The organism is Paenibacillus sp. P22 (assembly GCF_000469945.2).
GTDB lineage: Bacteria > Bacillota > Bacilli > Paenibacillales > Paenibacillaceae > Paenibacillus_O > Paenibacillus_O humicus.
Map to the genome: position 1 here is coordinate 20,078 of NZ_CBRA020000008.1, position 25,426 is coordinate 45,503.

Annotated in this window: 32 protein-coding genes and 1 pseudogene; all 33 read left to right on the forward strand. The window is 57.5% G+C overall.

The genetic code is table 11. The features are described from left to right. Positions 1-4 precede the first annotated feature (4 nt). The 33 genes and pseudogenes from BN871_RS30080 to gyrA all read left to right on the forward strand — a co-directional run bounded on the left by BN871_RS30080 (position 5) and on the right by gyrA (position 25,312). A complete protein-coding gene (locus tag BN871_RS30080; RefSeq protein WP_021877591.1) occupies positions 5-244 on the forward strand; it encodes a DUF6148 family protein in 240 nt (79 codons plus the stop codon). Further along, positions 241-1,883, forward strand: a pseudogene (locus BN871_RS02280) (phage portal protein). Before BN871_RS30080 ends, BN871_RS02280 begins: the two are co-directional and overlap by 4 nt. Continuing rightward, the gene (locus tag BN871_RS26075) at positions 1,880-2,947 is read left to right on the forward strand and encodes a head maturation protease, ClpP-related (protein ID WP_053086925.1); all 1,068 of its coding nucleotides are present in this window, start codon (positions 1,880-1,882) and stop codon (positions 2,945-2,947) included. The pseudogene BN871_RS02280 and the gene BN871_RS26075 overlap by 4 nt, the downstream one beginning before the upstream one ends. A gap of 2 nt (positions 2,948-2,949) precedes the next feature. Further along, positions 2,950-3,333 (forward strand): head decoration protein, encoded by a 384-nt coding sequence (locus tag BN871_RS02290; protein ID WP_021877593.1) that lies wholly within the window; start codon positions 2,950-2,952, stop codon positions 3,331-3,333. Positions 3,334-3,349: 16 nt separating this feature from the next. Next, on the forward strand, positions 3,350-4,381 hold the full coding sequence (locus BN871_RS02295; RefSeq protein ID WP_021877594.1) for a major capsid protein: 1,032 nt from the start codon (positions 3,350-3,352) through the stop codon (positions 4,379-4,381). 12 nt (positions 4,382-4,393) lie between these two features. Further along, positions 4,394-4,711 (forward strand): hypothetical protein, encoded by a 318-nt coding sequence (locus BN871_RS02300; RefSeq protein ID WP_021877595.1) that lies wholly within the window; start codon positions 4,394-4,396, stop codon positions 4,709-4,711. Further along, complete coding sequence (locus BN871_RS02305; RefSeq protein ID WP_021877596.1) at positions 4,692-5,039, forward strand: hypothetical protein; 348 nt, start codon at positions 4,692-4,694, stop codon at positions 5,037-5,039. Before BN871_RS02300 ends, BN871_RS02305 begins: the two co-directional genes overlap by 20 nt. Beyond that, positions 5,036-5,605 (forward strand): phage tail protein, encoded by a 570-nt coding sequence (locus tag BN871_RS02310; RefSeq protein WP_048744205.1) that lies wholly within the window; start codon positions 5,036-5,038, stop codon positions 5,603-5,605. The genes BN871_RS02305 and BN871_RS02310 overlap by 4 nt, the downstream gene beginning before the upstream one ends. A 2-nt stretch (positions 5,606-5,607) precedes the next feature. Beyond that, a complete protein-coding gene (locus tag BN871_RS02315) occupies positions 5,608-6,042 on the forward strand; it encodes a hypothetical protein (RefSeq protein ID WP_048744207.1) in 435 nt (144 codons plus the stop codon). Then, positions 6,039-6,308 carry a hypothetical protein gene (locus tag BN871_RS02320; RefSeq protein WP_048744210.1) on the forward strand — a complete coding sequence of 90 codons (270 nt, stop codon included), beginning with the start codon at positions 6,039-6,041 and terminating at the stop codon, positions 6,306-6,308. Before BN871_RS02315 ends, BN871_RS02320 begins: the two co-directional genes overlap by 4 nt. 3 nt (positions 6,309-6,311) lie before the next feature. Further along, positions 6,312-7,757, forward strand: coding sequence for a phage tail protein (locus BN871_RS02325; RefSeq protein ID WP_048744212.1), 1,446 nt, complete (start codon positions 6,312-6,314; stop codon positions 7,755-7,757). 13 nt (positions 7,758-7,770) lie between these two features. Continuing rightward, complete coding sequence (locus tag BN871_RS02330; protein ID WP_021877602.1) at positions 7,771-8,295, forward strand: phage major tail tube protein; 525 nt, start codon at positions 7,771-7,773, stop codon at positions 8,293-8,295. A 12-nt stretch (positions 8,296-8,307) separates the two neighbouring features. Continuing rightward, positions 8,308-8,628, forward strand: a complete 321-nt coding sequence (locus BN871_RS02335) for a hypothetical protein (RefSeq protein ID WP_021877603.1) — start codon at positions 8,308-8,310, stop codon at positions 8,626-8,628. A gap of 14 nt (positions 8,629-8,642) precedes the next feature. Further along, positions 8,643-8,786 (forward strand): hypothetical protein, encoded by a 144-nt coding sequence (locus BN871_RS27365; RefSeq protein WP_021877604.1) that lies wholly within the window; start codon positions 8,643-8,645, stop codon positions 8,784-8,786. Beyond that, positions 8,786-11,047 carry a phage tail tape measure protein gene (locus tag BN871_RS02340; RefSeq protein WP_048744215.1) on the forward strand — a complete coding sequence of 754 codons (2,262 nt, stop codon included), beginning with the start codon at positions 8,786-8,788 and terminating at the stop codon, positions 11,045-11,047. The genes BN871_RS27365 and BN871_RS02340 overlap by 1 nt, the downstream gene beginning before the upstream one ends. Then, entirely contained in the window at positions 11,044-11,247 is a 204-nt protein-coding gene (locus BN871_RS02345) for a tail protein X (protein ID WP_021877607.1), read from the forward strand. Before BN871_RS02340 ends, BN871_RS02345 begins: the two co-directional genes overlap by 4 nt. A gap of 2 nt (positions 11,248-11,249) precedes the next feature. After that, positions 11,250-12,278 (forward strand): phage late control D family protein, encoded by a 1,029-nt coding sequence (locus BN871_RS02350; protein WP_048744217.1) that lies wholly within the window; start codon positions 11,250-11,252, stop codon positions 12,276-12,278. 301 nt (positions 12,279-12,579) lie between these two features. After that, complete coding sequence (locus BN871_RS02360; protein ID WP_021877610.1) at positions 12,580-12,990, forward strand: phage tail protein; 411 nt, start codon at positions 12,580-12,582, stop codon at positions 12,988-12,990. Then, positions 12,987-13,316, forward strand: coding sequence for a GPW/gp25 family protein (locus BN871_RS02365; protein WP_048744222.1), 330 nt, complete (start codon positions 12,987-12,989; stop codon positions 13,314-13,316). Before BN871_RS02360 ends, BN871_RS02365 begins: the two co-directional genes overlap by 4 nt. After that, positions 13,316-14,440 carry a baseplate J/gp47 family protein gene (locus tag BN871_RS02370; protein ID WP_048744225.1) on the forward strand — a complete coding sequence of 375 codons (1,125 nt, stop codon included), beginning with the start codon at positions 13,316-13,318 and terminating at the stop codon, positions 14,438-14,440. Before BN871_RS02365 ends, BN871_RS02370 begins: the two co-directional genes overlap by 1 nt. Beyond that, on the forward strand, positions 14,433-14,987 hold the full coding sequence (locus tag BN871_RS02375; RefSeq protein ID WP_048744226.1) for a phage tail protein I: 555 nt from the start codon (positions 14,433-14,435) through the stop codon (positions 14,985-14,987). The genes BN871_RS02370 and BN871_RS02375 overlap by 8 nt, the downstream gene beginning before the upstream one ends. Positions 14,988-15,015: 28 nt before the next feature. Further along, positions 15,016-15,819, forward strand: coding sequence for a phage tail protein (locus BN871_RS30085; RefSeq protein ID WP_374725870.1), 804 nt, complete (start codon positions 15,016-15,018; stop codon positions 15,817-15,819). A gap of 289 nt (positions 15,820-16,108) precedes the next feature. Next, positions 16,109-16,585, forward strand: coding sequence for a hypothetical protein (locus tag BN871_RS02385; RefSeq protein WP_021877615.1), 477 nt, complete (start codon positions 16,109-16,111; stop codon positions 16,583-16,585). Between the two features lie 20 nt (positions 16,586-16,605). After that, positions 16,606-16,881 carry a hypothetical protein gene (locus BN871_RS02390; protein ID WP_021877616.1) on the forward strand — a complete coding sequence of 92 codons (276 nt, stop codon included), beginning with the start codon at positions 16,606-16,608 and terminating at the stop codon, positions 16,879-16,881. 5 nt (positions 16,882-16,886) lie between these two features. After that, positions 16,887-17,066: a hypothetical protein gene (locus BN871_RS02395; RefSeq protein ID WP_021877617.1), complete on the forward strand. Its 180-nt coding sequence runs from the start codon at positions 16,887-16,889 to the stop codon at positions 17,064-17,066. A gap of 3 nt (positions 17,067-17,069) precedes the next feature. Next, the gene (locus BN871_RS27370) at positions 17,070-17,237 is read left to right on the forward strand and encodes a hypothetical protein (protein WP_157060177.1); all 168 of its coding nucleotides are present in this window, start codon (positions 17,070-17,072) and stop codon (positions 17,235-17,237) included. Further along, complete coding sequence (locus BN871_RS02400) at positions 17,224-17,448, forward strand: hypothetical protein (protein WP_048744230.1); 225 nt, start codon at positions 17,224-17,226, stop codon at positions 17,446-17,448. Before BN871_RS27370 ends, BN871_RS02400 begins: the two co-directional genes overlap by 14 nt. Further along, positions 17,445-17,816, forward strand: a complete 372-nt coding sequence (locus BN871_RS02405) for a phage holin (protein WP_048744232.1) — start codon at positions 17,445-17,447, stop codon at positions 17,814-17,816. The genes BN871_RS02400 and BN871_RS02405 overlap by 4 nt, the downstream gene beginning before the upstream one ends. Beyond that, positions 17,806-18,663 (forward strand): N-acetylmuramoyl-L-alanine amidase, encoded by an 858-nt coding sequence (locus BN871_RS26495; RefSeq protein ID WP_083436198.1) that lies wholly within the window; start codon positions 17,806-17,808, stop codon positions 18,661-18,663. Before BN871_RS02405 ends, BN871_RS26495 begins: the two co-directional genes overlap by 11 nt. A gap of 136 nt (positions 18,664-18,799) precedes the next feature. Further along, positions 18,800-19,795 (forward strand): ABC transporter ATP-binding protein, encoded by a 996-nt coding sequence (locus tag BN871_RS02415; RefSeq protein WP_373864552.1) that lies wholly within the window; start codon positions 18,800-18,802, stop codon positions 19,793-19,795. Then, positions 19,792-20,778, forward strand: coding sequence for an ABC transporter permease (locus BN871_RS02420; RefSeq protein ID WP_048744234.1), 987 nt, complete (start codon positions 19,792-19,794; stop codon positions 20,776-20,778). Before BN871_RS02415 ends, BN871_RS02420 begins: the two co-directional genes overlap by 4 nt. 85 nt (positions 20,779-20,863) lie before the next feature. Then, positions 20,864-22,846 (forward strand): DNA topoisomerase IV subunit B, encoded by a 1,983-nt coding sequence (gene parE, locus BN871_RS02425; RefSeq protein WP_048744236.1) that lies wholly within the window; start codon positions 20,864-20,866, stop codon positions 22,844-22,846. Between the two features lie 12 nt (positions 22,847-22,858). Next, positions 22,859-25,312 carry a DNA gyrase subunit A gene (gene gyrA / locus BN871_RS02430; protein ID WP_021879809.1) on the forward strand — a complete coding sequence of 818 codons (2,454 nt, stop codon included), beginning with the start codon at positions 22,859-22,861 and terminating at the stop codon, positions 25,310-25,312. Positions 25,313-25,426 lie beyond the last annotated feature (114 nt).

Here is a 25,426-nt window from a genome sequence, read left to right on the forward strand (position 1 = left end):
GGAAATGCCATTGTACACGCTGGAAACAGCACAAACGCACCTTAGCAGCTGGCTTGCCGCGGAGCTCGCCATCTCCACAGGCCAATCTTACACGATCGGCACGCGGTCGCTGACCCGGGCTAACCTTAAGGATGTGCGGGAAGCTGTTCGTTATTGGCAGGGTCAAGTGCTTGCTTGTCAGCGCGCGGCAGCAGGGCTGCGGCCGGCCAGTCGAGTGAGGCGGTATGTCCCGACTGATCTATGAGCAGGCTCGACAACCTGATAGGGGTTGTTAACCCGAAGTGGCAGCAGCGCCGAGAAGAAGCCCGCCTGAGAACCGCTGGAGCCCGCCTGGGACGGCAAATCCTGAACCAAGGGTACGGGGACCACGGGGCGAGTAGGCGAAAGAAGGCTTTGCAGGAATGGAATCCGGGCACCGGTGACGCCGACGCAGATATACACGAGCAGCTTGAGACGCTCCGGCCACGAACCCGTGATCTTTTCATGGGTGGGCCGATCGCCAATGGCGCCATCAAGGCAATGCGCACGAACGTAGTCGGTACCGGGCTCAAGCTTAAGCCAACACTGGATGCTGATCTCCTTAAGCTCACTCCTGAGCAGGCGGACGAGCTCAAAACCAAGATCGAGCGGGAATTTGCGCTGTGGGCCGATTCCAAGTATTGCGATGCACAAGGGCTCCACAACTTCTATGAGCTCCAGCAGCTTGCCTTCCTGTCCTGGATGATCTCCGGCGACGTCTTCGCTCTACTGCCTTTGCTCAAGGAGAAGCACAGCCTCTACGACCTCAGGATCAAGCTCATCGAGGCAGACCGCTGCAGCACCCCGACAACTGGCGAAGCACAGGGCAAGGACATCCGGTATGGTGTGGAGCTAACGCCAATGGTCGCGTCGTAGCCTACTGGTTCAGCTCGACTCATCCAGGGGGCATGAATCACCTGAATGTCACGCCGCTGAAATGGACCAGGGTGCAGGCCATCGGTGATCGTTCCGGCCGCCGTAACATCCTGCACCTAATGGAGTCCGAGCGACCGGAGCAGCGCCGCGGCGTGCCGGTCCTTGCACCAGTCATCGAGGCGCTGAAGCAGGTTGCCCGGTATACAGAAGCGGAGCTCATGGCTGCTGTCATCTCCGGTATGTTCACGGTCTTCATCGAGACGGAGAATACAGATCCGGAAGGGCAGGACGCCTATGGACTCGCCATACCGGCTCCTCCTGAGTTCTTGGCCGCAGAGATGCCGCCGGTGAGCGGTGAGCCGCTGCCGCCGGATCCAGGTTACTCGCAGGACCTTAAGCTCGGAAACGGAGCGGTCCAGTTCCTCGAGAAGGGCGAAAAGGCCAACATCGCCAACCCGGGCCGGCCGAACGCACAGTTTGATCCGTTCGTGATTGCCATCCTGCGGCAGGTCGGCGCTTCGCTGGAGATTCCATACGAGCTGCTCGTGAAGCACTTCGACTCCTCGTATTCAGCCAGCCGGGCAGCGCTACTGGAAGCCTGGAAGATGTTCCGCATGCGCCGGGCTTGGCTCTCGGCGGACTTTTGCCAGCCGGTCTACGAGGAATGGTTTGTCGACGCCGTCGTGAAGGGCCGGATCAACGCTCCTGGCCTCTTTGACGATCCGCTTATCTTCCGCGCCTACACCAAGGCAGAGTGGCACGGGCCGTCTCAAGGCCAACTCGACCCAGTGAAGGAGGTGAACGCTGCCGTCACGCGGGTAGAGCAGGGCTTCTCGACAGCCGAGCGCGAAGCTGCGGAGTTGACGGGTACAGACTACGCCCAAAACGTCCGGACTCGGGCGCGAGAAATCGAGCTTGCCCGGAAGCACGGACTTTATGAAGGAGGTGAACAACCAATTGACGCAAGCAAAAAAAATTCTGGTCGATGACCAAGAACGAGACGAAGAATAGCGGCGAGCTCATGCTGTACGGCACAATCAGCCAGTACTCCTGGTGGGATGACGAAGTCACGCCGCAGCAATTTGCCGACGACCTTGGAGCTCTTGGAGACATAGACGAGCTTACGGTGCGAGTTAACAGCGGCGGCGGCGACGTGTTCGCCGGCTTGGCAATCCACAACATGATCAAGCGTCATAAAGCGACGGTAACGGCTCACGTCGATGGTCTCGCGGCCTCTATCGCCTCCATCATTATCATGGCTGCAGACAAGATCGTCATGCCGCGGGGATCAATGATCATGATTCATAACCCATGGTCGTCTGTCTGGGGCGGTGAGGCCTCGGACTTCCGGCAGGCTGCTGATGTCCTGGATAAGATTCGGGATGCGCTCATCGAGGTCTATCAGGGACGAACGTCTTTGGATACCGAAGAGCTCAAGACGCTCATGGATGCCGAGACCTGGATGACGGCGACCGAAGCTGTCGAAAAGGGTTTTGCAGACGAGACAGACGCTGCGGTTCCGGTATCGGCATCCATGTCGGGCGGGAAGATGGCCGTATTTAACGGCCTCAAGATCGACTTCTCGCGCTTCCAGAATGCACCGAAGCTTCAGCAAGCCCCCGTCGTACCCGTGGCGGCCGCCGTTCCGACACCTGCACCGAAACCAATCAAAGGAGATGAGATCTTGAACCTCGCAGAGTTGAAAGAAAAGCATCCTGATCTGTTCGCCGCGGCTGTAGCCGAAGGCGTCCAAAACGAACGCTCCCGCATCACGGAACTGAACGCCCTGGCCGGCGCGCCAGGCGCCGCTGACATCGTCGCAAAAGCCATCACGGACGGCAAGACAGCCGCACAAGCAGCGGTGGAGATTGTGCAGGCCTCCATGCAGCGCCTGAGCACTGAGGCTGCAGCTCGCGCCGCCGACTCCCATTCAAGCAACGCCGCCGTCGTGCCGGCCGAAGGGCCTACGCCACAAGTCTCTGCCGAAGCAGCAGCACAAGCCGAAGCTGACGCCATCGTGGCTGAAATGAAGAAACTCAGAGGAGGTAAGTAATCATGCCAGCATATACGGTAGATGGCTTCGACAATCTGATTGCCGGAATGGTCCAGCCGATTGTGACGCAATCGGTCATCATCACCTCGGGAGCCCCCGCTGTACTCCAGCGCGGCGCTGTCCTGGCCCGCACAGGCTTCGCCGCTGACGGCACCTGGCAATGCGTCATCGTCAACTCCGGCGCTGCCGGCGCCCCGGATAAGGTTCCGGTGGCTGTCCTGGCTGACGCTGAGGTCGACGCCCGCACGGTTTCTGTTCGCGCTACAGCCTATGTCCAAGGCGAGTTCAACCGCGCTGCCCTGACCTTCGGCGGCACGGACACGATCGCCACGCATGAAGCGGCCCTCAACGCCGCCAAAATCTACACTAAACGAGTAGTAGGATAAGGGAGGAATATAACCAGTGGCATACAAAGATATCTACGCGACTCCGACGCTGCTCAAGGTCATCGAGATGGCCCCGGCTTCCAGCACGTACATCCTGGACACGTTCTTCCAAGCGGGCGAAAGCTTCGACACCGAATGGGTCGAGATTCAAACGCGCAAGGGCAAGCACCCGATTGCGCCGTACGTCTCCGAGCTGCAGCCCGGCAAGGTCGTCCTGCGGTCCGGCTACCAAGCGAAGCAGTACAAACCGGCTCTCATCAAACCGGCTCGCCCGATCACGGTAAACGACCTGAAGGTGCGCCAAGCGGGCGAGAGCCTGATCAATCCGGAGTCCCCGGATGCCCGTGCCCGCAAGCTCATTGCTAAGGACCTGATGGAGCTGCAGGACACGATTACTCGCCGGCTGGTCGAGCAGGCAGCGACGCTGATGTTCACGGGCAAGATCACCCAAACCGGCGAAGGCGTGAGTCAGATCATCGACTACGACTTCACGAACAAAGTCACGCTGTCCGGCACCGACCTCTGGAGCAACGCCGCGGCGGATCCGATCAAGTTCCTGTCCGGCCTGCGCCGATCCATCCTGGCCAACAACGGCTCCACTCCGGACATCCTGCTCTGTGACTACGACGCTGCCGTCGCGCTTGTGCGCCATCCGTCCATCCTCAACCTGCAGGATAAGGGCGTCGACATCGGCAACGTCGACACAACCCTGCTCGCTGACGGCGTAACGTACCACGGCCGCCTGCGGGATGTCGGCCTGGAGGTCTACTCCTACACTGGCACGTACACCGACGACACCGGAACGGAGCAGCCGTTCATCCCGGCCGGATATGTCGCGCTCCTCAGCTCGCGTGACAAGTTCTCGTTCCACTACGGTGCCAACATCATCATGGATCGCCAGTCGGAGCAGTTCGTTCTGGCTCGCGGTCAAGTCATACCGCAGTCCTGGGTGACTGTCGAGCCTGCCCAGCGCTGGCTACAGCTGTTGTCGCGTCCGCTGGCCGTTCCGGGGAACGTGTCTGGCTGGTACGTCGCCAAGGTCCTTTAAGGAGGGATAGATATGACTATCAAAAGCGAATGGCACATCCGGCATGACGGCAAAGAGTACCCGGCCGGGGAGGTTGTGAGCCTCCCTGCCGATGCGGAAAAACGGCTTGTAGACGGCGGCACCGCCGAGTATGTTGAGGAGCCGGCGGCTGAGGGCGGCAAGCACATCTTTCCACCGCCCGAGGAGTTCGCAAAGCTGAGCGCCGGAGAGCAGAAGGACCATCTCGTGCTGGCTGGCATTGATCCGGCCGGGAAAGCTCCCGAACGTCTGGAGCAGTACACTACTTTCTTCGAAGAGCAGGTGACTGCTCTTGGGCGGACAGACGTTTAAGGATTTCGCCGCGGCGGACGTCGTAGCAACCTTCCTGAATCCGAATGAATTCGCCACGCTGCACAACGTCGACGGCATAGACATGCTGGTTGTAGTCGATGAGGATGTCAGCAACGCCCGCACGCTGAATATGGGACTCGAAAATGCCCTTGCCTACGGTGAGGGCCTTTCTGTTTCCGTCATTAGGGTCTACATCGATCCTCTTGTCTATGGCGAGCGGCCGGTGCAGGGGCAACGCATGGTCTTTGACGGCGTTAAGCGCGAGGTGTTGAGGGTTTCGGACCAAGACGGACTCTATGCCGTCACGCTTGAGGCTCACATCCCATGATGCGGGTTGATACGACCGAGTTGAAGTTGGCCGGGAAAACGCTCAAGGCGATCACCAAAGAGGTGCCGCGGGCATTTTATTCCGCACTCAACAGGACGGCTCAGCGTGTCAAGACGGAGGCCCATAGGGAGGTCCGAAAGCGGTACTACATCAAGCAAAAGGACGTCGCTGCGATTGTCTCCGTGAGCAAGAGCGGCAAATACCAAGCGTATGCAGAGGTCCGGGCAAAGGGGCGGAACATCCCGCTTTCCAAGTTCAACGTCCGGCCGACTGCATCGCGGATCCCATATCCCCCGCCGAAGGTCCTTAAGGCTCGCGTGAAGAAGGGCGGCGGGCTCAAAGCAGTTCCCGGCGCCTTTATCACCCGGGTAGGACGTGGCGGTCATATGGGGGTGTTCGAGCGACTCAGTAAGCGGCGGCTGCCGATCCGTGAGCTATACGGACCAGGCGTCCCGCAGATGCTCGGCAATCGCGAGATTATTGATCATCTGGAGCGGACAGCAGAAACCGAAATGGAAAAGCGGCTTGCGCATGAATTGAAGCGCCGGCTCCCGAAAGGTGATTGACCATGACACCCAACCTACTGTTAATCGCAATCAAGACTTTCTTGGATGCGGAGCTTGCCGGAGACATCACTATACCGGCCATCCACCTCTACGATCTCCCAGCAAAGACCAAAGGCAATCAAGCAGCAGACGATCCGCCTTATATTGTCATGCGAGCGACATCCGGGACGGATGAAGGCGATTCCTCAATGGTTAAGGTCGTTCTGGTCTTCGGAGTCAAGGACAACGAGGACGGCAAGGGCATCATGACGCTCTCCAACCTCATGGAGAAGGTGAGGATATCCCTGCTTCGCACGCGGCTCCTAGAGAGCAGATTTGCACTGCAGGAGCCTTATCAGTGGGAGATATTCGACGAGCAGCCACAGCCCATCTATGAGGGCATAGCAACAACGACATGGATGCTCCCGACCATAAGACAGGAGGTTCCTTATCTATGACCCGCAAAAAACCCGTGGTCGAGCCGCCCAAGCCGCCAGAGCAGCAGATGATCTATCTCGGTCCGACGCTCAGCGGCGGAAGGTTGGCGCAAAACGCTGTCTACCGTGGCGGGGTGCCACCGCAGTACAGCTATCTCTTCGAGGTCGAGCCGGAGCTCGGCCTGTTGATCGTACCGGTGGAGTCGCTGGTTGAGACCCGGCGGAAGATCGAAGAGCTCGGCACACCAGAAAACGCCGTCTATGAGCGGCTCATGAAAGGGGTTTAGCCCGTGGAAAGACATGGCATTTACACGTCCGAGATCAAGACGACGGTTCTCGGAAACTCTTCCCAGACTATTCCGGTCATCTGGGGCACGGCGCCGGTGCATCTGGCGACGCGCACACCGGCCGCTGTTAACGTGCCGGTACTCTGCCGGACCTACGAGGAGGCCGTCGCCGCCTTCGGCTACAGCGAGGATTGGGCGGCTTATACGCTGTCCGAATACATCTACGCTCACTTCAAGCTCTACAAGCTGGCCGAAGTCATTATCATCAACGTGCTGGATCCGGCCGTGCATAAAGCCACGACTGCACCCGCAAACGTGACCTTTTCGAACGGATCGGCGACGTTGCCGGACGCTGGTGTACTCAAGGCAGGCTTGCTCGTAAAGTCCGTCGATGGCGCCACCACCTATGTTCTCGGCACCGACTACACGCTCGGCTACAACAGCGCGGGCAAGCTGGTCATTACGATTCGGTCCGGCGGTGCTATCGCACCGAACACGACGACGCTCAAAGTCGGTTTCGACAAGCTGGCGCCGGCGTCTGTAACAGCTGCAGAGATCATCGGGGGAGCGGACAGCACAACGGGCACCGCAACGGGCCTTGAGCTGGTCAACCAAATCTTCCCGCGCTTCGGCATCGTGCCGGGCATTCTCGGTGCGCCTGGGTTTTCGAAAGACCCGACGGTCGCGGCTCTCATTGCCGCCAAGGGAGAGAGCATCAACGGTCTGTTCAAGGCCATGGCGGCCGTGGATCTGCCTGTTCATTCTATTGCTCAATACCTCGACGCGCCTACCTGGGCAGCGACCAACAACTATACGTCAGCTCGGCAAATCGTTGGATTCCCGAACTTGACCAAGGAAGGCAAGACCTATCGCTTTTCGACGCATCTCATCTGCGTAGCGGCCAGGACGGATACAGCTTACAACGGTATCCCGTACAAGAGTCCCTCGAACGAGCAGCTCGAGGTCGATGGCGCCTCTGGCAAAGACGGGGTAGCTTTCTTTCTGGGGACTGATCAAGCCGAATACCTCAATGCCCAGGGCATCGTAACGGCGATCAACTTCATCGGCGGATGGCGTGCTTGGGGCAACCGGACCGCAGCCTTCCCAGGCAATACGGATCCCAAGGATGCCTTCATTCCGATTCGCCGGATGTTCGATTGGCTTCAAAACCAAGTCATCCTTCGGTACTGGTCCCGGATCGACAGCCCGCTCACGCTGCGCCTCATCGAAACGCTGACCGACGACATCAACATCTGGCTCAACGGCCTGCAGGGTATGGGCGCACTGCTTGGCGGTCGGGTGGAGTTCCTGGCCGCGGAGAACCCGTTGGAGAGCTTGCTGAACGGCAAATTCGCCTTCCACCTGTACGCCACTCCTCCGGGTCCGGCGCAGGAGATGAACGTCAAGATCGAATACGACACGCAATATCTCGCCGCGATTGCCGGCTAAGGAGGAATAAAGCATGCCCCAACCTCAAATCCCGCAGCGGCTTACGGATTACGCTGTCTGGCGGAACGGCATTCAGTTCCTCGGAACTGCCGATGTTACACTGCCTAACCTCACTGCATTGTCTGACACTTTCAGCGGCGCCGGTATTCAAGGTGAAATTGACAGCCCGTCGATCGGTCAATATGGCAGCCTTGTAGTTGCTATGACGTGGCGGACTCTGGAAGCAGCTGCCTTCGATGTTCATGCTCCGGTTGTACAGTCCCTTGATTTCCGTGGAAACATCCAGTCTCTGAATAGGATTAACGGTACCCAGGATCAACAAGGCATCCGGGTATCCGTTCGCGGTTTACCAAAGGGCTTGGATCTTGGCCGGCTGGCACAGAACTCCACAATGGATAGCTCTAATGAAATCGAGGTCCATTACATCAAAGTCGTCATTGATGGCTTTATCGTCCTGGAACACGACAAGCTCAACAATATCCATAAAATCAACGGCATTGATTACCGCGCTCAGGTGCGGAAGAATCTAGGCCTCTAAGGGAGCATTCATATGAGCGAGCAAAACGCGGTCGCAGAGAACAAGTACGTTCTCTTGCGGCCTATTGTGTTTGAGGAAAACGAGATCAAGGAACTGATCATTGACTTCGAATCTTTGGACGGAGATGACCTTATTGCCGCAGATCGTGTTGCGGCAGTTACATTCCAAGGCTCATATGTTCCTGGTGCTTTTCGCCAAGGCAATCCCATCTTCCAAGCTTGTGTTGTGGCCCGAGCGGCGAACGTTCATGTCGACGTCATCCGAAAGCTGAAGGTGCAAGATTTCACGGAGCTCACACTTAAGGCACAAAATTTTTTGCTCGGTTTGGGCTGAGTGGAGAAACGGGATTGCGGCCGCTGAAGGAGTTCTGCGCAAGGCTGGCGCAGGCCGGGTATGGCCCGATCCCGTATTGGCTCAGCATGCCGCTTGAGGAGCTCTACGACTGGATCAATCTCATCTATGACATGCAGCCGGAAGGAGGTGGTCAGTAGTGCCGCGTGAGTATGAAACGATATTCCGACTGGGAGCTGAGCTGGATTCAAAATTCGGATCGGTCCTGGGCCTTGCAAATACCAAGATTACCGATTTGGACCGAAAGCTAAAAAATGTCGATGGCCAAGGGAAGAACGGTGGCTTTGGCAAGGGAATAGCAGACGGATTCCTGAAAATCAGCAGAGCGGCTTCTCTAGCCGCCGCTGGGTTGGCCGCTGGCGGAATCGTTGCAGCCGGGGTTGTCCTCAAGAATTCCTTATCTAAAGCGATGGATTTCGAATCGGAGTTGTTTACAATCCAGGCACTCACTGGCGCCACTTCCAAGGAAATGAGCCAGATGTCTGCCCTTGCATTGAAGATGGGGGCGGATACCAAGTACAACGCCATGGAGGCGGCTCAAGGTATCGAGGAGTTGCTGAAGGCTGGATTGACTCCGGCAGCGGTGCAGGCTGGGGGGCTTGAATCAGCGCTTAACCTGGCGACAGCGGGCGGCCTTGACCTCGCCTCTGCTGCTGAGATCATGTCGACTGCACTCAACGCTTACAAGGATGATGGAATGTCGGCTGCCCATGCAGCTGACGTGCTTGCCGGGACAGCAAATGCGTCCGCAACGAGCGTCGAAGAACTCCGCTTATCTCTGGCTGCGGTCAGCGCCGTAGCGTCTGGGGTTGGTATGAACTTTGACGATACAAACGTTGCACTAGGCTTGTTTGCCAATAACGGCCTCAAAAGCTCTGACGCCGGTACATCTCTCAAGACGATGCTCATGCGCCTGCAGCCGACAACTGATGCTGCTTATAATGCATTTGATGATCTAGGCCTGATGACAACGGACGTGCAGAAGAGCATGGCTTTTCTTAGCAAAAAAGGAGTCAAGCCCGCGTCCGATTCGATTGTCGATGTCACTAAGGCTCTTAAAGGTTATGCGGCACAAGAAGCCAAAGTAAAACCTGGTACAGCTAGGGCGGAAAAAGCCTTTAAGAATTTGGCCAGTGCCAATAATCTTGTCCAGAGCGCTTTTTATGACAGCAAGGGAAATCTCAAGGACCTGGGCAAGATCGCGGATCTCCTGAAAACGAAGATGGCCAAGCTAACGAATGCACAGCGAGCGCAATACATGCAGACCATGTTCGGGACCGATGCAATACGGGCGTCGAACATCCTCTTTAAAGAGGGTGGAGAAGGCGTAAAGGAATTTTACAAGGAAATGTCCAAGGTCACAGCCTTAGACGTTGCTCGCAAGAAAATGGACAATGCTGCAGGTGCAATGGAGCAACTGAGCGGAGCATTCGAGACGATCCAAATCAGCGCGCTCCTCCCAACCATGCCGCTGATCAAGAGGGCTGCAAATGCTCTTGCCGACTATGTCACCAAGTACACGCCACAGATTACCGGAGCAATGGAATCTATGGTCAATAGTGCCGAGCGGTATCTTAATGACCATTTTCTTGCCAATGATAAATTTAAAAAGCTCGATCTGAATGGGAAAATATCATGGGTCATTGAGGATTTTGGCAAAGTAGCTCAAGCCTGGCTTAATAGCGAGCAAGCCTCAAAGATTGGTCAGGTTGGTGCAAGCATTGGCACTACAATCATTACTTCAGCGGCCAAAGCTGCGACGAACGCTATTATGTCTAGCCCAACCCTTTCACTGCTTCTCGGTGCAGCTATTGGGATGATGGCACCTACCCCGATAGGGGTGTCCGTTGCTCTTTCTGTCGTAGTAGCTCCATGGGTGTTGAAACTTGTTGATTGGCTCCAAGAGCATTCGTCCAGTTCAATCGCAATCGAAAAAGTCGGAGAAAGGAATGAATTCCGCCGATCGGTTGAGGAGCACGGGAAAAGTAACCCTGATACCCCGTATTATTCGAACAAGTCGGAAATTAAAGCAGCACCCAAAAAAGTGCCAACAACTGGCGCGGCATTGGCCGACCTCTTTTCCTCTGCTTGGAAGGGGCTCAAAAATTGGGCATATGCGGATGGAGGCTTCGCAAGCCAGGCTTCTATATTCGGGGAAGCCGGTCTCGAGGCAGCTATCCCGATCAATAACAAGCCACGGTCTCATGCACTGCTGGAGCGGACTAATCGGCTGATGGGGCACTCCTCAGGCAATACCACGTTTGTCTACAGTCCGACAATCAACGTTCCGCCTGGGGCAGATGAAGCGGCTGTTAAACGGGTGGTTAAGGCTGGGAATGATGACTTCCGAGTTCAAGCTGAGGCGTTTGTGGCACAACGAAGGAGGGTTAGTATGATATGACCTATCGCACAATCCAAGGCGACACATGGGACGGCATTGCCTACAAACTCTATGGCGACGAGACGGCCATGTCGAATCTGCTGGCTGCCAACTCCTCATATGTTGAGACGGTCGTCTTCGGTGCCGGCGTGCTGCTGAAAGTGCCTGTCGTTGTAGAAAAGGTCGTTTCTGATCTTCCTCCATGGAAGCGGGAGGCGTGACGATGGAAAACCAAATGGCCCGGCAGGCGGCCTTGCAGGTCGTTTATCAAGGCAAGGATATCTCTTCCGAGCTCGGCAAGTATCTCATCAGTCTATCCTACTCGGACAACCCGTCTGGCGAGTACGATGACTTGCAGCTTACCCTTGCAGACCGTGACCGGCTTTGGCAGCATTCATGGGCACCGGCAGAGGGGGACAAGATCAGTGCGACGATTAAAACGATCAACTGGACTGGCCCGAACGAATTTGTCAAGCTGCCGTGCGGATCGTTTGAGGTAGATAGCTGCGGCGTGACCGGACCGCCGGACCAAGTGCAGATCGGCGCGCTCTCCATACCGGCCGGTAGCACCTCTCGGAGGCAACGCAATACGAGGGCGTGGGAAAAGGCTACTCTTCGAACTATCGCAGCGGACATCTCCAAAAATGCGGGACTGAAGCTGCTGTTTGAGGTGCCGTACAACCCCACTTACGATCGGATAGAGCAGACCAATCAGACCGACATGGCTTTCCTGATGGAAACCTGTGCAAGGGAAGGTGTCGCCTTGAAGGTCTCGGGTGGCTCCGTAGTCTTGTTCGACGAGGCAGAGTACGAGCGCAAAGCCCCGGTCTGCACGATTACCCGTGGCAAGGATGCCGTCCTCTCGTACTCCTTTAGCTGGAGCGTTGCCGATGCGATTTACCGCGCATGCGTGCTGACCTACACCGACAATAAGGGCAAAACCCTGAGTGTCACGTACACGCCTCCAGGGGCACCTAAAACTGGCCCTGTCCTGAAGGTGAACGAGAGTGCGGCATCTCCTGCGGAGGCGCTCAGGACGGCACAGAAGCGGCTGCGGGAGCAGAATAAACAATACGGCCTGGCCACTCTGCTGCTTGCAGGCGATCCGCGGATGGCAGCGAGCCTTACGATCATGATTGCCGGCTGGGGTCGATATGACGGGAAGTATATCATCGAGCGCGCCACCCATACGGTAGACGGCGGCGGTGGGTACAAAACAAACATTGAAATCAGGAAGGTACTGGGGTGGTGAGCATGCAGCAGATCAGGATCGGTGTGGTGTCGACGGTAAACGCGGCGGCCGGGACGGTCAGGGTCGCCTTTCCGGATCTCGACAATATGGTATCAGGAGAGCTGCCCGTGCTGAGCATTGGGCGGCTTTTTGCTATGCCGGAGCCTAATGACAATGCTGTCTGTCTACTGCTCGGAGACGGGCTCGGGGCCGGCTTCTTCCTCGGTAGCTTTTACGCTGGAACTGCCCCGGACACTACCGCGGGAGCAGTACTTACTGGTAGCCTGACGGTGACCGGCACTCTTTACGGGGGTGGCCGCCAATGATCTTCGGGACGCTTGGCAAAAACAACGTCGTCTTCCAGGTAGATGAAAAGACCATACGGACCTTCACAGGATTTAGCCGCAAAGTAGCCGGCCGCTGGGGTTCTCACGATCGTTACCTCCAAAAGCCGCTGACTCAATGGCTTGGACCGGGTCTGGATGAAATCAGCTTTCAGATGCGCTTCGACGCCCAGTACGGCGTGAACCCACGCAAAGAGATCGACAACCTGACGATGATGGCGAGCGGTGGCAAGGCCTATCAACTAGTTCTGGGCGGCAAGCCGTTCGGAGCGTCCGGCATGTGGGTCATTACCTCGCTCGATGCAGGCCTATCTCAGATCGACAATAAAGGGGCAGTGCTGGTTGCAACGGCCAATATTTCGCTCCAAGAATACGTGGTGAAGCCATGACAACGACATTGAGGGTAGATGGTCAAATGCCGGTGGACTTCGGCGCGAGCGGAGAGGCGGAGATCCTTCAAAATATAGCGACCATCGTCTCTACTTTTCAAGGCACGGTGCCACTCGGCCGCGCTTTTGGTGTTGACGGCAGCGCAATCGATCAGCCTCCAGAGATCGCAAAGGCGCTTTTAGCTGCTTCAATCATCGGCGCCATCACCGACTACGAGCCGCGGGCACGTGTCCTGCAGGTAGACTTCGAACCACAAGAGGAGCCGCAGAAGCTGGTGCCGCTCATCCGGTTACAATTCATCCAAGAAGGCGAGGTGATGGAATAATGGCGCTTGTCGATTTGCCAGAGGTTACCTTTGTGGACGACTCGGTTACCGCGTATCTCAACCAATCAGTTACGGTCATGGAGGGCCTTCTAAACCGAAAGCTGTATCCGGGTGATCCGGTCCGCCTCTTCTTGCAGACGCAAGCGGTACTTGTGGTTCAACTGCTTGCTCTGATTAATAAGACAGCCCGCATGAATCTCCTCCGTTATGCCAGCGGACCGGTACTGGACAACATCGGCGCTTTTACGGAGACGCCACGCCTGCCGGCTGCTGCTGCCATAACGGCACTCCGGTTCACGCTCTCGGCTGTTCAGCCAACGGCAGTAGTTATCCCGGCAGGAACCCGAGTGAGCACGCAGAGCGACCCCAAGGTCTACTTTGCTACGACGGAGACGCAAAGCATTCCGGCTGGCACGCTCTACTTGGACATTCTCGCACGCTGTACGGAGACAGGGGCGGCCGGAAATGGATACCTTGCAGGACAGATCAATCAGGTTGTTGACCCGTTGCCTTTTGTAGCCAGTGCCAGCAATACCATGACCACTACAGGCGGAGCGGACTTGGAATCTGATGAGGCTTATCGAGAGCGGATCCACAACGCTCCGGAGTCGTTTTCGGTGGCTGGGCCGACCGGAGCCTATGAATTTTGGGCCAAGTCGGCTAACCCCTCCATCATTGACGTCGCCGTTACATCGCCATCGCCGAGCCAAGTCTTGATCGTTCCGCTGCTTGCCGGCGGAGCCATCCCGAATCAGGCTGTATTAGATGCTGTCGCGGCGGTATGCAATGACAGTCGTGTCCGGCCGCTGACCGACAAGGTGACCGTAGCGGCACCCACCACCGTGGCCTACAACATCAACTTGACCTATTACATCAGGCAAGCGGACAGCCCGTCAGCCTCGGAGATCCAGACGCGTGTAAATGCAGCCGTTGATGCCTTTGTTATTTGGCAAAAAGGCAAGCTCGGCCGGGATATTAACCCCTCTGAGCTTTACCGAGTGGTCATGCAGGCCGGGGCATATCGAGTCGATGTGGCAGCGCCAGCGTATGCAGCTGTCGACACAAACAAGGTGGCTGTAATTGGTACCCGGACAGTTACTTATGGAGGGTTGGTCAGTGATTAATTTGTCGCAAGTCTCCCTCCTCGATATGCTGCCGCCAAATCTCCGAGCTGACCCGACGTTTGCGGCGGCTGCCGTGGCTGCTGATGCACAGCGATCCGACATCTTGGCGGCGATCAACAAGCTACCGTATTTCAGCCGGCTTGACTCCTTGACAGACGAAGAGGCAGACGAGCTTGCTTATCAGTTCCACGTCGACTTTTACGATACGGACTTGCCCCTCCAGCAAAAGCGGGCACTCGTGGCAAATAGCTACGCCTGGCATCGGCGCAAGGGCACCAAGTCGGCTGTCGAGGAACTGATCCGCACGGTGTTCGGCGACGGCAGTGTACAGGAGTGGTTCGAATATGGCGGCGATCCTGGCACTTACCGAGTGATCACGACCAACGCCGACACGGCCAATGAAAAGGCTGATCAGTTCCTCGCAGCTTTGGCAACGGTAGATCGTGCGAGCGCGCATCTAGACAGAATCCAAGTTGATGTTTCGGACGAGTCGACCCTTTATTTAGGAACCGTCGTGCATATCGGCGACACAATAACAGTCAAGTAGGTGATGTGGTATGGGCCAATTCAATGGCATGAAGCTCACGAATAAGGGACAGACACTACAGGCCAAGGCGCAAGCGGGGACGATGCTGCAGTTTACACGCCTGGCGATAGGTGACGGTAATCTTGGCTCTACCGATCCCCTTACGCTCAATGCGCTGATTTCACAAAAGAAATCCCTTCAGGTTAAGAAGTTGGAATCGCTGACAGGTGGAAAGGCAGTGGTCGGCTCCTCCTTCACAAATGCGGATGTCACGACAGGCTTTGATATGCGGGAGCTCGGAGTGTTTGCTCAGGACCCGGACGTCGGAGAAATCTTGTATATGTATGGCAATGCCGGGAACACAGCCGACTTCATTCCACCCGGCTCCGGCGGGGGCTCCGACGTACTCGAGCGGGCGCTGAACGTCGTGACCATCGTCGGCACAGCGGCTAACGTAACGGCCGTCATTGATCAATCTCTTGTGTTCGCCACTGCTGCTCAGTTGGGTGATCTCTCTACCTCAAGACGACGGCAAAGGGCTCTACGGTGGCTGCGATCAATGAGCTTTTTCAATCTGCCAGTGACGGGAAGAGCGCGGTCGCTGCCGCAGTTACTGGCAAGGGTGTGGCGGCGTCCAGCAGCGACACTTTCGCGACGCTCTCAACCAAGATCGGTAACATCTCCAAGGATGCTACCGCAGCGCCAGGAGACGTCCTTGCGGGCAAGACGTACTACAAGGACCTCAAGCAGACAGGAACCATGCCAAACCGGGGTACCGCTTACGTGTCACCTTCATCGTCACAGCAAACCCTCCCGGCAGGATACTATTCGAGCATCGTTACGTATGCAGTAAGCTTTGATCCGACGCGCGTGCTTGCCGGGACAACGATTGCGGGAACAGCGGGGGCGATGCCAAGTCGAGGGACTGACATGGCATCTCTTGGTCATGGTCAGAACTACCGAGGCAATGTATTTGCCATACCTCCCGTTGGTTACTATCAAGCAACGCCAACTCGTCTGTTGAAATTCCTTGGGTATGGCGACCGTCTGTTACTTCTGCAACCAGTCAGGGCATTTATGGGAATAACCTGTATTTCCGATTCCCTCAAGGGGTTTATCAGCAAGAATCTGGAGCTTCTGGGATGTCTGAAGTGTACGCGACATCGAATGACTGGACAGAAGGCAACATAGTTTCAGGGGCGAACGTATTCGGGAAAATTGGAAATAGGCGGCCGTGGAATGGTGAGCACAGATACGGATCAGGAGTAGTAAATTCCAGCGGCGATAGTCAATCGTTCCCGATCAAACGTTATACGGGTGATAGCAATGGGAATTTCCCGTACGTTTCAATTTCGGGCCTAGGATTCTTGCCAAGCTTGGTTCTTATTAAGGCAGTGAGCACAGATGACAACGCTGGGTTCACCTTGTTTAGCGCTGATTATTTCAATCAGGTGAACTACACCGGTGGGAACATGGTGATGACGCTCAACAACTCTGGGTCCAGTGTAGAGATTTATGTCGGCCCGTCCTACGCATCACCGGGTAGTATGACGGATCAGTTGATTCGTATGCCGGTTAGATTTGCGAATAAGCAGTATAGATGGTTCGCGGTGGAATAAGAGAGAGAAGGTGAGCCGGGGTGGATGAAACCCAACTGGATGCCACAGAGAGGATTGCACAGATGGCTGAGAAATATGGCCTCTCGTTGATTCTCATGCTTATTTTGCTAGGTGTTGTCCTTACCTTCTTGTGGATGTTGACAAGCGGCCGCCTAGTTCCGCGCTCTTTGCTCGATAAAGCAGAGGAGGATCGGGACCGTCTGCAGGATATTTTGGACAACGAACGCGCCGGCATGATGGGCCCTCTCCTTGATGTGGTTAAATCATATAAAAAGGACGAGGGCAAAGGAGGATAACCGACATGCTCAAAAAGCTGCTGGAGCTCCTCCCCACATTCCGGGCGATGTCGAGCAATCTCGATGAAGCGTCTGAAAGAGTCAGCCTAAGTATTAAAAGTTACCGGAATGCTTCGAGGGAGCTGCAAGAAGAAATCGCGAAGAATGGATTTGCACGATATCTTATTCACGACAAGGGAGAGTGAGCCATGCTCCTCCATATCATTGATGTGGCTTTGTTGATCGTTTACACGGTCATAATCACCTTGGCAACCTACATCATCGCCGCACATCGAAAATATTTCCATGAGCGGTTCCGCACAGGCGTGGTCAGCGCATTTATGCTGGCGATGCTCTTTTTTTTTGGCCGCCTATGACATCAAGATGCTCGTCGCCATCTGGATCCGCGCCAGCCAAGTCTTCGGCTTTCGCACGCCAGGCGTTGAGCTGGCGCAACTGCTCTGCTGGCTGATTGCTACATCCGGAACGGCTGTCGGCTTGCTGCTGCTCGCCTATCAGACCAAGACCAAAAAATATGACCTGTACCTGTTCCTTCGGAGGATGGGGAGAAAGGATGATTCGAAATGAGTATTCAACCTGCAATCGATGCAGTCGTCCAGTCCATTATCGGCCTTCTGGCCGCCGCTGTGGTCGCATGGGTAGCAATGACGCGTAAGCGCGTGGAGGCGTGGCTGGATGCCCGCACGACCGAGCAGCAGCGCGCTGTGCTGCACAAAATGGCCGCCGAGGCCGTTGCTTATGTCGAGGCAACGGCTGACAGCCCTGGAGCACGAAACAAGTTGCTGGAAGCGCGACAATACCTACAGGATAACCTGCCGGCTCCAATCGTCGATGCGCTCAAGGACAAGGAGATTCAGGCGGCGATCGAAAAGGCATTGTACGAGCTCAAGGCGGGCATCATCACCCCGCAGGTTGGGGTGCAGCATGGACAGTAATAAATATCAGATCGAGCGGCGTTACATCAATAAGCGCCCCAACGTCAGGCCAGGCATCCGGCTAGTAACCGGCAGCCCGGCCTTTTTTGTTGCCCACGATACCGGGAACCCCGGAGCTTCCGCCGAAAACCATTTCTCCTATTTCAATACGCAGACGGACAGGACGGCTTCCGCACAGGTCTTCATCGACGACAAACACATCCTCGAGATTATCCCGGCCGGTACCGGTCCCGATTCGGCTGAGCAGGCTTACCATGTCATCCGAAACGTGACGACGGACAACGCCCTCTTTGGCTATGATGCTAACGCCGCGGCGCTCGGCATCGAGCTTTGTTACGGCGGCAGGATCGACTTCGCGGCGGCTTATGCCCGGCTCGTCTGGTACCTTGCGATGTGCTGCACTAAATGGGGTAAGACGCCATCGACTCACATCGTTAGTCATAAGCAATTGGACCCGGCCCGCAAGTCGGACATCGACCAAGCACTGGCGACCGGCGGGAAAACACTCGGCGACCTGATCCGGGATGTGACGGCCGAAATGGCAACTCAGGTCCGTCCGGTTCCGGCGGTGGCCAAACTACCGGCAGACGTATGCGATCACGTCATCATCTCTTATATCCAGCCGGCGCGGCACGGGGCGCTGCAGCAGGGGCTGCGCGAGGAAGCTGGACACTTCGAGCGTCTGGCGGCCAACGCCGTCCTGAGCAAGGACCCGCATGCGGTTCTCGTTCCGGTGCTGGATCTGTTCCAGCTGCATGGCTCCGGCTATTTGTCCTCCGACCATTTTCATCCCAATCACGAAGGCTATGAGAGAATCTCGGACCGCATCATCCAGTCGCTGAGCTGAATGAAGAGAATCGCCGGATGATTCGGAAACAGGGAACGGACCCAGATATAGAGGATCAGGACAGGAGGCGGCCATCGTGACGATAGAGTACAAAATCAGGAAGCTTGATCAGGAAAAGGAGGTCTTGCCGCAGAAGCTGGAGCTGGAGCCGGAACCGGACGGAAGGGACAAGCGCCTGTCCGAAGCGGCGACCGTGCTGTCCGTGCGCGGACTGAAGAAGAAAATCCGGGGAACATGGATTATCCATCAAGTGGATTTCGACGTGAAGGCCGGCGAGATTTTCGGATTTCTCGGGCCGAACGGCTCCGGCAAGACGACGACGATCCGCATGCTCGTCGATCTCATCAAGCCGACGGAAGGGGAAGTGCTGATCGGAGGGCACAGCGTGCAGCGGAATCCCGAGCGGGCGCTCGCCGAGGTCGGCTCCATCGTCGAAAATCCGGAGATGTATCCGTTCATGAGCGGATGGGAGAATTTGGAGCATTTTGCCCGCATGCAGAGAGGGATCGACAAAAACCGCATCCGCGAGGTGGCGGAGATCGTCCGGCTCGACGACCGCATCCATGACAAGGTCAAAACCTACTCGCTCGGCATGCGCCAAAGGCTCGGCATCGCGCAGGCGCTGCTGGGGCGTCCCAAGCTTCTCATTCTCGACGAGCCTACGAACGGCTTGGATCCGAAGGGAATCAAGGAGCTGCGCGAATTCATCCGGATGCTGGCGGACAGCGGCATCAGCCTGTTCATCTCCAGCCATCTGCTGAGCGAGATCCAGCTGATGTGCGACCGGGTCGCGATCATCGCCGGCGGGCGCGTGCTGTCGGTTGGACGAGTGGACGAGCTGGTGGCGCAAGCCGGCTCCTATGTGCTGTGGAAGACCGACCGGCCTGCGGAGGCGGAGAGCCTCCTGCTCCAGGAGCCGCAGCTGCGTATTCTGAGGGAAGGCGAATACCGGATGGACGAGAGCGCGCTCGCTCATCTGGAGGGAGCTGTCGTCACGACCGTCCCCGAGGCTGTGCTGCCCGGACTTGTCGCCCGCCTCGCGGGAGCGGGCATCGCCATCCATGCGGTGCAGCGCGTCGCGCCAACGCTCGAAGAGATGTTCCTGACGCTGACGGAGGAGAATGAATCGTGAGAGACCTGCTGCCGCTGATCCAGAATGAAACCTTGAAAATTTGGAAAAAGAAACGGTTCTATGTTATCCTTCTTATTCTACTGGTGCTGATTCCGATCTTTACTTATGCGCAGATGAGGGTGTCGCAGACCAACGCCGTCCACTTCAAGGATTGGCGCAACCAGATCCAGCAGCAGATTACGGATCTGCAGAATACGCTGGCCAGCGACAGGGTGCCCGAGGAGTGGAAGAAATACGACCGCATCGAGATTCTCCGCCTGCAGTATTATCTCGATCACGACGTGAATCCAAGCAGTCCGGACGCCGTTTCGTTCACCAGGCAGTTCATGGCGAGCTCCGTCTCGCTCTTCTTCCCTCTAATGATTTTGGCGATCGCCTCCGATCTAGTATCGGGAGAGCGCTCGAGCGGCACGATCAAGATGCTGCTGACGCGGCCGGTGAAGCGCTGGAAGATCCTCATGAGCAAGCTTGTCGCCCTGACGCTGTACGTATCGCTCGCGATCGTAGCGACAGGAGCGGTCTCCTACCTCATATCGGGCGCCGTATTCGGCTACGGAGGCTGGACGATGCCGGTGTTCACGGGCTTCGGCGTCCAGGGCGGCACGATCGACGCCAGCGGCGTGCATGCGGTGCCGCAGTGGCTGTACCTGTTCATGCAGAGCGGGCTGATCTGGGTGTCCTGCATGACCGTCGCCGTCTTGTCGCTCATGGTTTCCGTGCTGCTGAGAAGCACCGCTGCCAGCATCGTGACGATGATGGCAGCCGTCATTTCCGGCACGATCCTTTCCGGCATGACATCCTCCTGGGAGAGCGCGAAATATTTGTTTTCGGTGAACATCGACCTGACCGATTACCTCGAAGGGGTGCCGGCGCCGATCGACGGCATGAATCTCGTTTTTTCGCTAGGCGTGCTCGCGGCATGGTCCGCGGCGGCTTTGGCCGTATCTTTCGGCATCTTTACGAAACAGGACATCTTGAATTAAAATAGCTAAGATTCTCGGAAGCGCATCGATTCCCGCCCGGCGGGACGCTCCGGGCACAGGCTTCACAACGAAAAGGGGGACGCGTATGGCCGAACAACTGGACCTCTACGCAACCGAAGCGGCGAATACGGCGACAGGCAGCCCTTCCTATGGCGCGGACGACATTCAGATCCTGGAGGGGCTGACCGCGGTGCGCAAGCGCCCCGGCATGTACATCGGCAGCACGACCAATTCAGGTCTGCATCATCTCGTCTGGGAGATCGTGGACAACGCCGTCGACGAGCATTTGGCCAAATACTGCACGGATATCAACGTCACGCTGCACAAGAACGGCTCGGTGACGGTTCACGATAACGGCCGGGGAATTCCGACCGGCATGCACAAGACGGGCATTCCTACGCCTCAGGTCGTCTTTACGATCCTCCACGCCGGAGGCAAGTTCGGCGGCGGCGGCTACAAGAAGTCAGGCGGCCTTCACGGCGTCGGAGCCTCGGTTACGAACGCGCTTTCGGAATGGCTCGAGGTGGAGATCTTCCGCGACGGCAAGATACATAAACAGCGCTTCGAGTACTGGGTGGACAAGGACGGCAAGGAGCATGTCGGCGAGCCGGTCACGGGTCTCGAGGTGACGGGGACGACGCGCCAGACGGGCACGAAGGTCACGTTCAAGCCGGATTCCCGAGTGTTTCACGGCCATACGTCGCTGAGCTTCGACACCCTTTCGGACCGGCTGCAGGAGATCGCATTCCTCAACTCCGGCCTCAAGGTCGTGCTCAAGGACGAGCGCACGGGCAGCGAGAACGTCTTCCACTACGAAGGCGGCGCCAAGCAGTTCGTCGAGTTCCTGAACGAGGAGAAGTCGGTGCTTCACGAAACGGTGCATTTCAGCGCGGAGAAGGACGACATCGAGGTCGAAGTCGCGCTGCAGTACAACGACGGCTACACGGAGACGATCGTCAGCTTCGTGAACTCGATCCCTACCCGCGGCGGCGGCACGCACGAGACCGGCTTCAAGACCGCGTATACCCGCGTCTTGAACGATTATGCCCGGCGCACGGCGATGATCAAGGAGAAGGACAAGAATCTCGAGGGCGGCGACCTGCGCGAAGGCATGATGGCCGTCATCAACATCAAGATGTCCGAGGTCGAGTTCGTCGGCCAGACGAAGGACCAGCTCGGCAGCTCCTCCGCGAGAAGCGCCGTCGACGCGGTCGTCGCGGACAAGATGGCTGTCTTCCTGGAGGAGAACCCGCAGGTCGGCCAGATGCTCCTGAAAAAGGCGATCCAGGCTTCGAAGGCCCGCGAGGCGGCGCGCAAGGCGAGGGACGAGATCCGCAGCGGCAAGAAGCGCAGCGAAAGCTCCAACCTCGGCGGCAAGCTGACGCCGGCCCAGTCCAAGGATTCCACGCGCAACGAGCTGTTCATCGTCGAGGGCGATTCCGCCGGCGGCTCCGCCAAGCAAGGACGCGATTCCAAGATCCAGGCGATTCTGCCGCTCAAGGGCAAGCCGATGAATCCGGAGAAGGCCCGCCTGGCCGACATCCTCAAGAACGACGAGTACAAGGCGATCATCGCGGCGATCGGCGCAGGGGTCGGACCTGAGTTCGAAGCATCCGAATGCAATTACAGCAAAATCATCATCATGACGGATGCCGATACCGACGGCGCCCACATCCAGGTGCTGCTGCTGACGTTCTTCTACCGCTACATGAAGCCGCTCATCGACGCCGGCAAGATCTACATCGCGCAGCCGCCGCTCTACAAGATGAGCCGCAAATCCGGCAAGCTGGAGACGGTCCGGTACGCCTGGACCGACGAGCAGCTGCAGAATTACAGCAAGGAAATGGGCAAGAACTACGAGCTGCAGCGGTACAAGGGACTCGGCGAGATGAACCCCGACCAGCTGTGGGAAACGACGATGAACCCGGATTCGCGCACGCTGCTGCAGGTGCGGATCGAGGACGCGGCCAAGGCCGAAAGGCGCGTATCGACGCTTATGGGCGACAAGGTCGACCCGCGCAAGCGCTGGATCATCGACAATGTGGACTTCAGGGAATACGAGGAATAGGGGGATACACCCATGAGCACGAGCGAGCAGTTTTTGCCGGCTTTCCTCGAGGAAGTCGTCGGCGACCGATTCGGTCGCTATTCCAAATATATTATCCAGGACCGCGCCATTCCGGATGTCAGGGACGGCCTGAAGCCGGTCCAGAGGCGCATCCTGTATGCGATGTACGATTCCGGCAATACGCCGGACAAGCCTTACCGCAAATCCGCCAAAACCGTCGGCGACGTGATGGGCAACTATCATCCGCATGGCGACTCCTCGATCTACGAGGGCATGGTGCGGATGGCACAGCCTTGGAAGATGGGGCATACGCTCGTCGACGGCCACGGCAACTGGGGCTCGATCGACGACGATCCCGCGGCGGCGATGCGTTATACGGAAGCGCGCCTGTCGAACATCGCGATGGAGCTGCTGCGCGATATCGAGAAGCGCACCGTCCTCTTCAAGGACAACTTCGACAATACCGCCAAGGAGCCGGTCGTGCTTCCCGCCCGCTACCCGAATCTGCTGGTCAATGGAGTCAGCGGGATCAGCTCGGGCTTTGCGACGGAAATTCCGCCTCATAACCTCCGCGAGGTGATCGATGCCTGCATCGCGCTCATGCTGGACGGCAGCCTTGAGGTCTCCGACCTGATGGGCATCATGAAAGGGCCGGATTTCCCGACAGGCGGCATCATCATGGGCGAGGACGGCATCCGCGAGGCGTATACGAACGGCAAGGGCCGCATCCATCTGCGCTCCCGCACCGAAGTGGAGGAGCTGCGGGGCGGCAAGAAGCAGATCGTCGTCACGGAAATTCCTTACCAGGTCGTCAAGTCGCGTCTTGTGACAGCGATGGAGAACATCCGCCTGGAGAAGAAGGTCGACGGCATCGCCGAGGTGCGGGACGAGAGCGGCCGCGAAGGCATGCGCATCGTCATCGAGCTGAAGAAAGACGCCGACGCCGAAGGCATCCTGGCTTATCTGCTCAAAAAGACCGACCTGCAGGTGACCTACAACTTCAACATGGTCGCGATCGTCAACAAGGCTCCGCGCCAAATGGGGATCAAGGAGATTCTGTCGGCCTATATCAGCCACCAGAAGGAAGTCGTCACTTTCCGGACGCGCTTCGAGCTGGAGAAGGCAGAAGACCGCGCCCATGTGCTGGAAGGGCTCGTCAAGGCGCTCAACATCCTCGACGAAGTCATCGCCAGCATCAAAGCTTCCAAAAACCGTTCGGATGCCCAGAACAACCTGATGCTGCAGTTCGGCTTCAGCGAGCGCCAGGCGGACGCGATCCTGACGCTCCAGCTGTACCGGCTGACGAATCTGGAGATTACTTCGCTGGAGAAGGAGCTGCGCGAGCTGGCCAAAAAGATCCAGTATCTTCGCTCCATTCTGGACAGCGAGCGCAAGCTGATCAAGGTCATTCAGGACGAGCTGACGGAGATCAGGGAGAAATACGGCATCGACCGCCGCTCGGAGCTGCGCGGCGAGGTGGAGGAGCTCAAGGTCGGACTTGAAGTGCTCGTGAGCGCGGAGGACGTGCTCGTGGCGATCAGCCGCGAGGGTTATGTGAAGCGCACCGGCATGCTCAGCTTCACCCGCTCCGGTGGCGAGATCGATGCCTCCGGCGTCAAGGACGGGGATTCCATCCGTTATCTGCTGGAGGCGAGCACGATCGACAGCCTGCTCGTCTTCACCCGCAAGGGAAGCTACTACATGCTTCCTGTCCATGCGATTCCGGAATTCAAATGGAAGGATGCGGGCACCGCGATCGTCAACGTCATCCCGATTCCGAAGGATGACGGCATCGTCGCCGTCATTCCGGTGAAGGACATCCAGAAGCCGGGCGAATCGCTGTTCTTCTTCACCCGCAAAGGACAGGTGAAGCGTACGGAGCTCAAGGAGTACGCGACCAACCGTTCCACGGCAGTCGCAGCGTGCAAGGTCGCGGACGGAGATGAAATCGTGGCCGTCATGCAATCGCGCGGCGCCAGCCATCTGCTGCTCGTGAGCAAGCTGGGCTCGGCCATCCGCTTCCCGGCGGAAGAGGTCAGTCCGATGGGACGCGTCTCCGGAGGCGTGCGCGGCATGCAGTTCAAGGAAGGCGACGAGCTGGCCGCGGCGCTTGAGGTCAGCCGGGAAGACGAAGGCGAGATTCTCGTCATCAGCGACCTCGGCTACGGCAAGCGCAGCCTGCTTGCCGACTACCCGGTGCAAGGGCGCGGAGGCAAGGGCGTGCAGTCGTTTGAATTCAAGGAAGGCAAGCGGGTCAAGCCCAACGGCAGCCGGCTTGCAGGCGCCTGGTACTGCCGTCAGCCTCGCGAGCTGAACGTGCAGCTCTCCAGCGGAAGCGTACAGCGCTTCCTGACGGAGAAGACGCCGATCGAGGACCGCAGATCGATCGGGCGGCAGCTCGCTCAGGTCGAGAAGAACGACTCCGTGCAGCAGCTGTATGCCCGTCCAGAGCTTGGACAAGGCTGATTCAGCCGCAGAAAATCAAGCAACAAACGAAGCCCGACCGGCTTAAGCAAGCCGGTCGGGCTTTTCGTATTCGAAAGCAGGCATCGCTCTTTTTGGATGAAAGCGCCGTCCCAG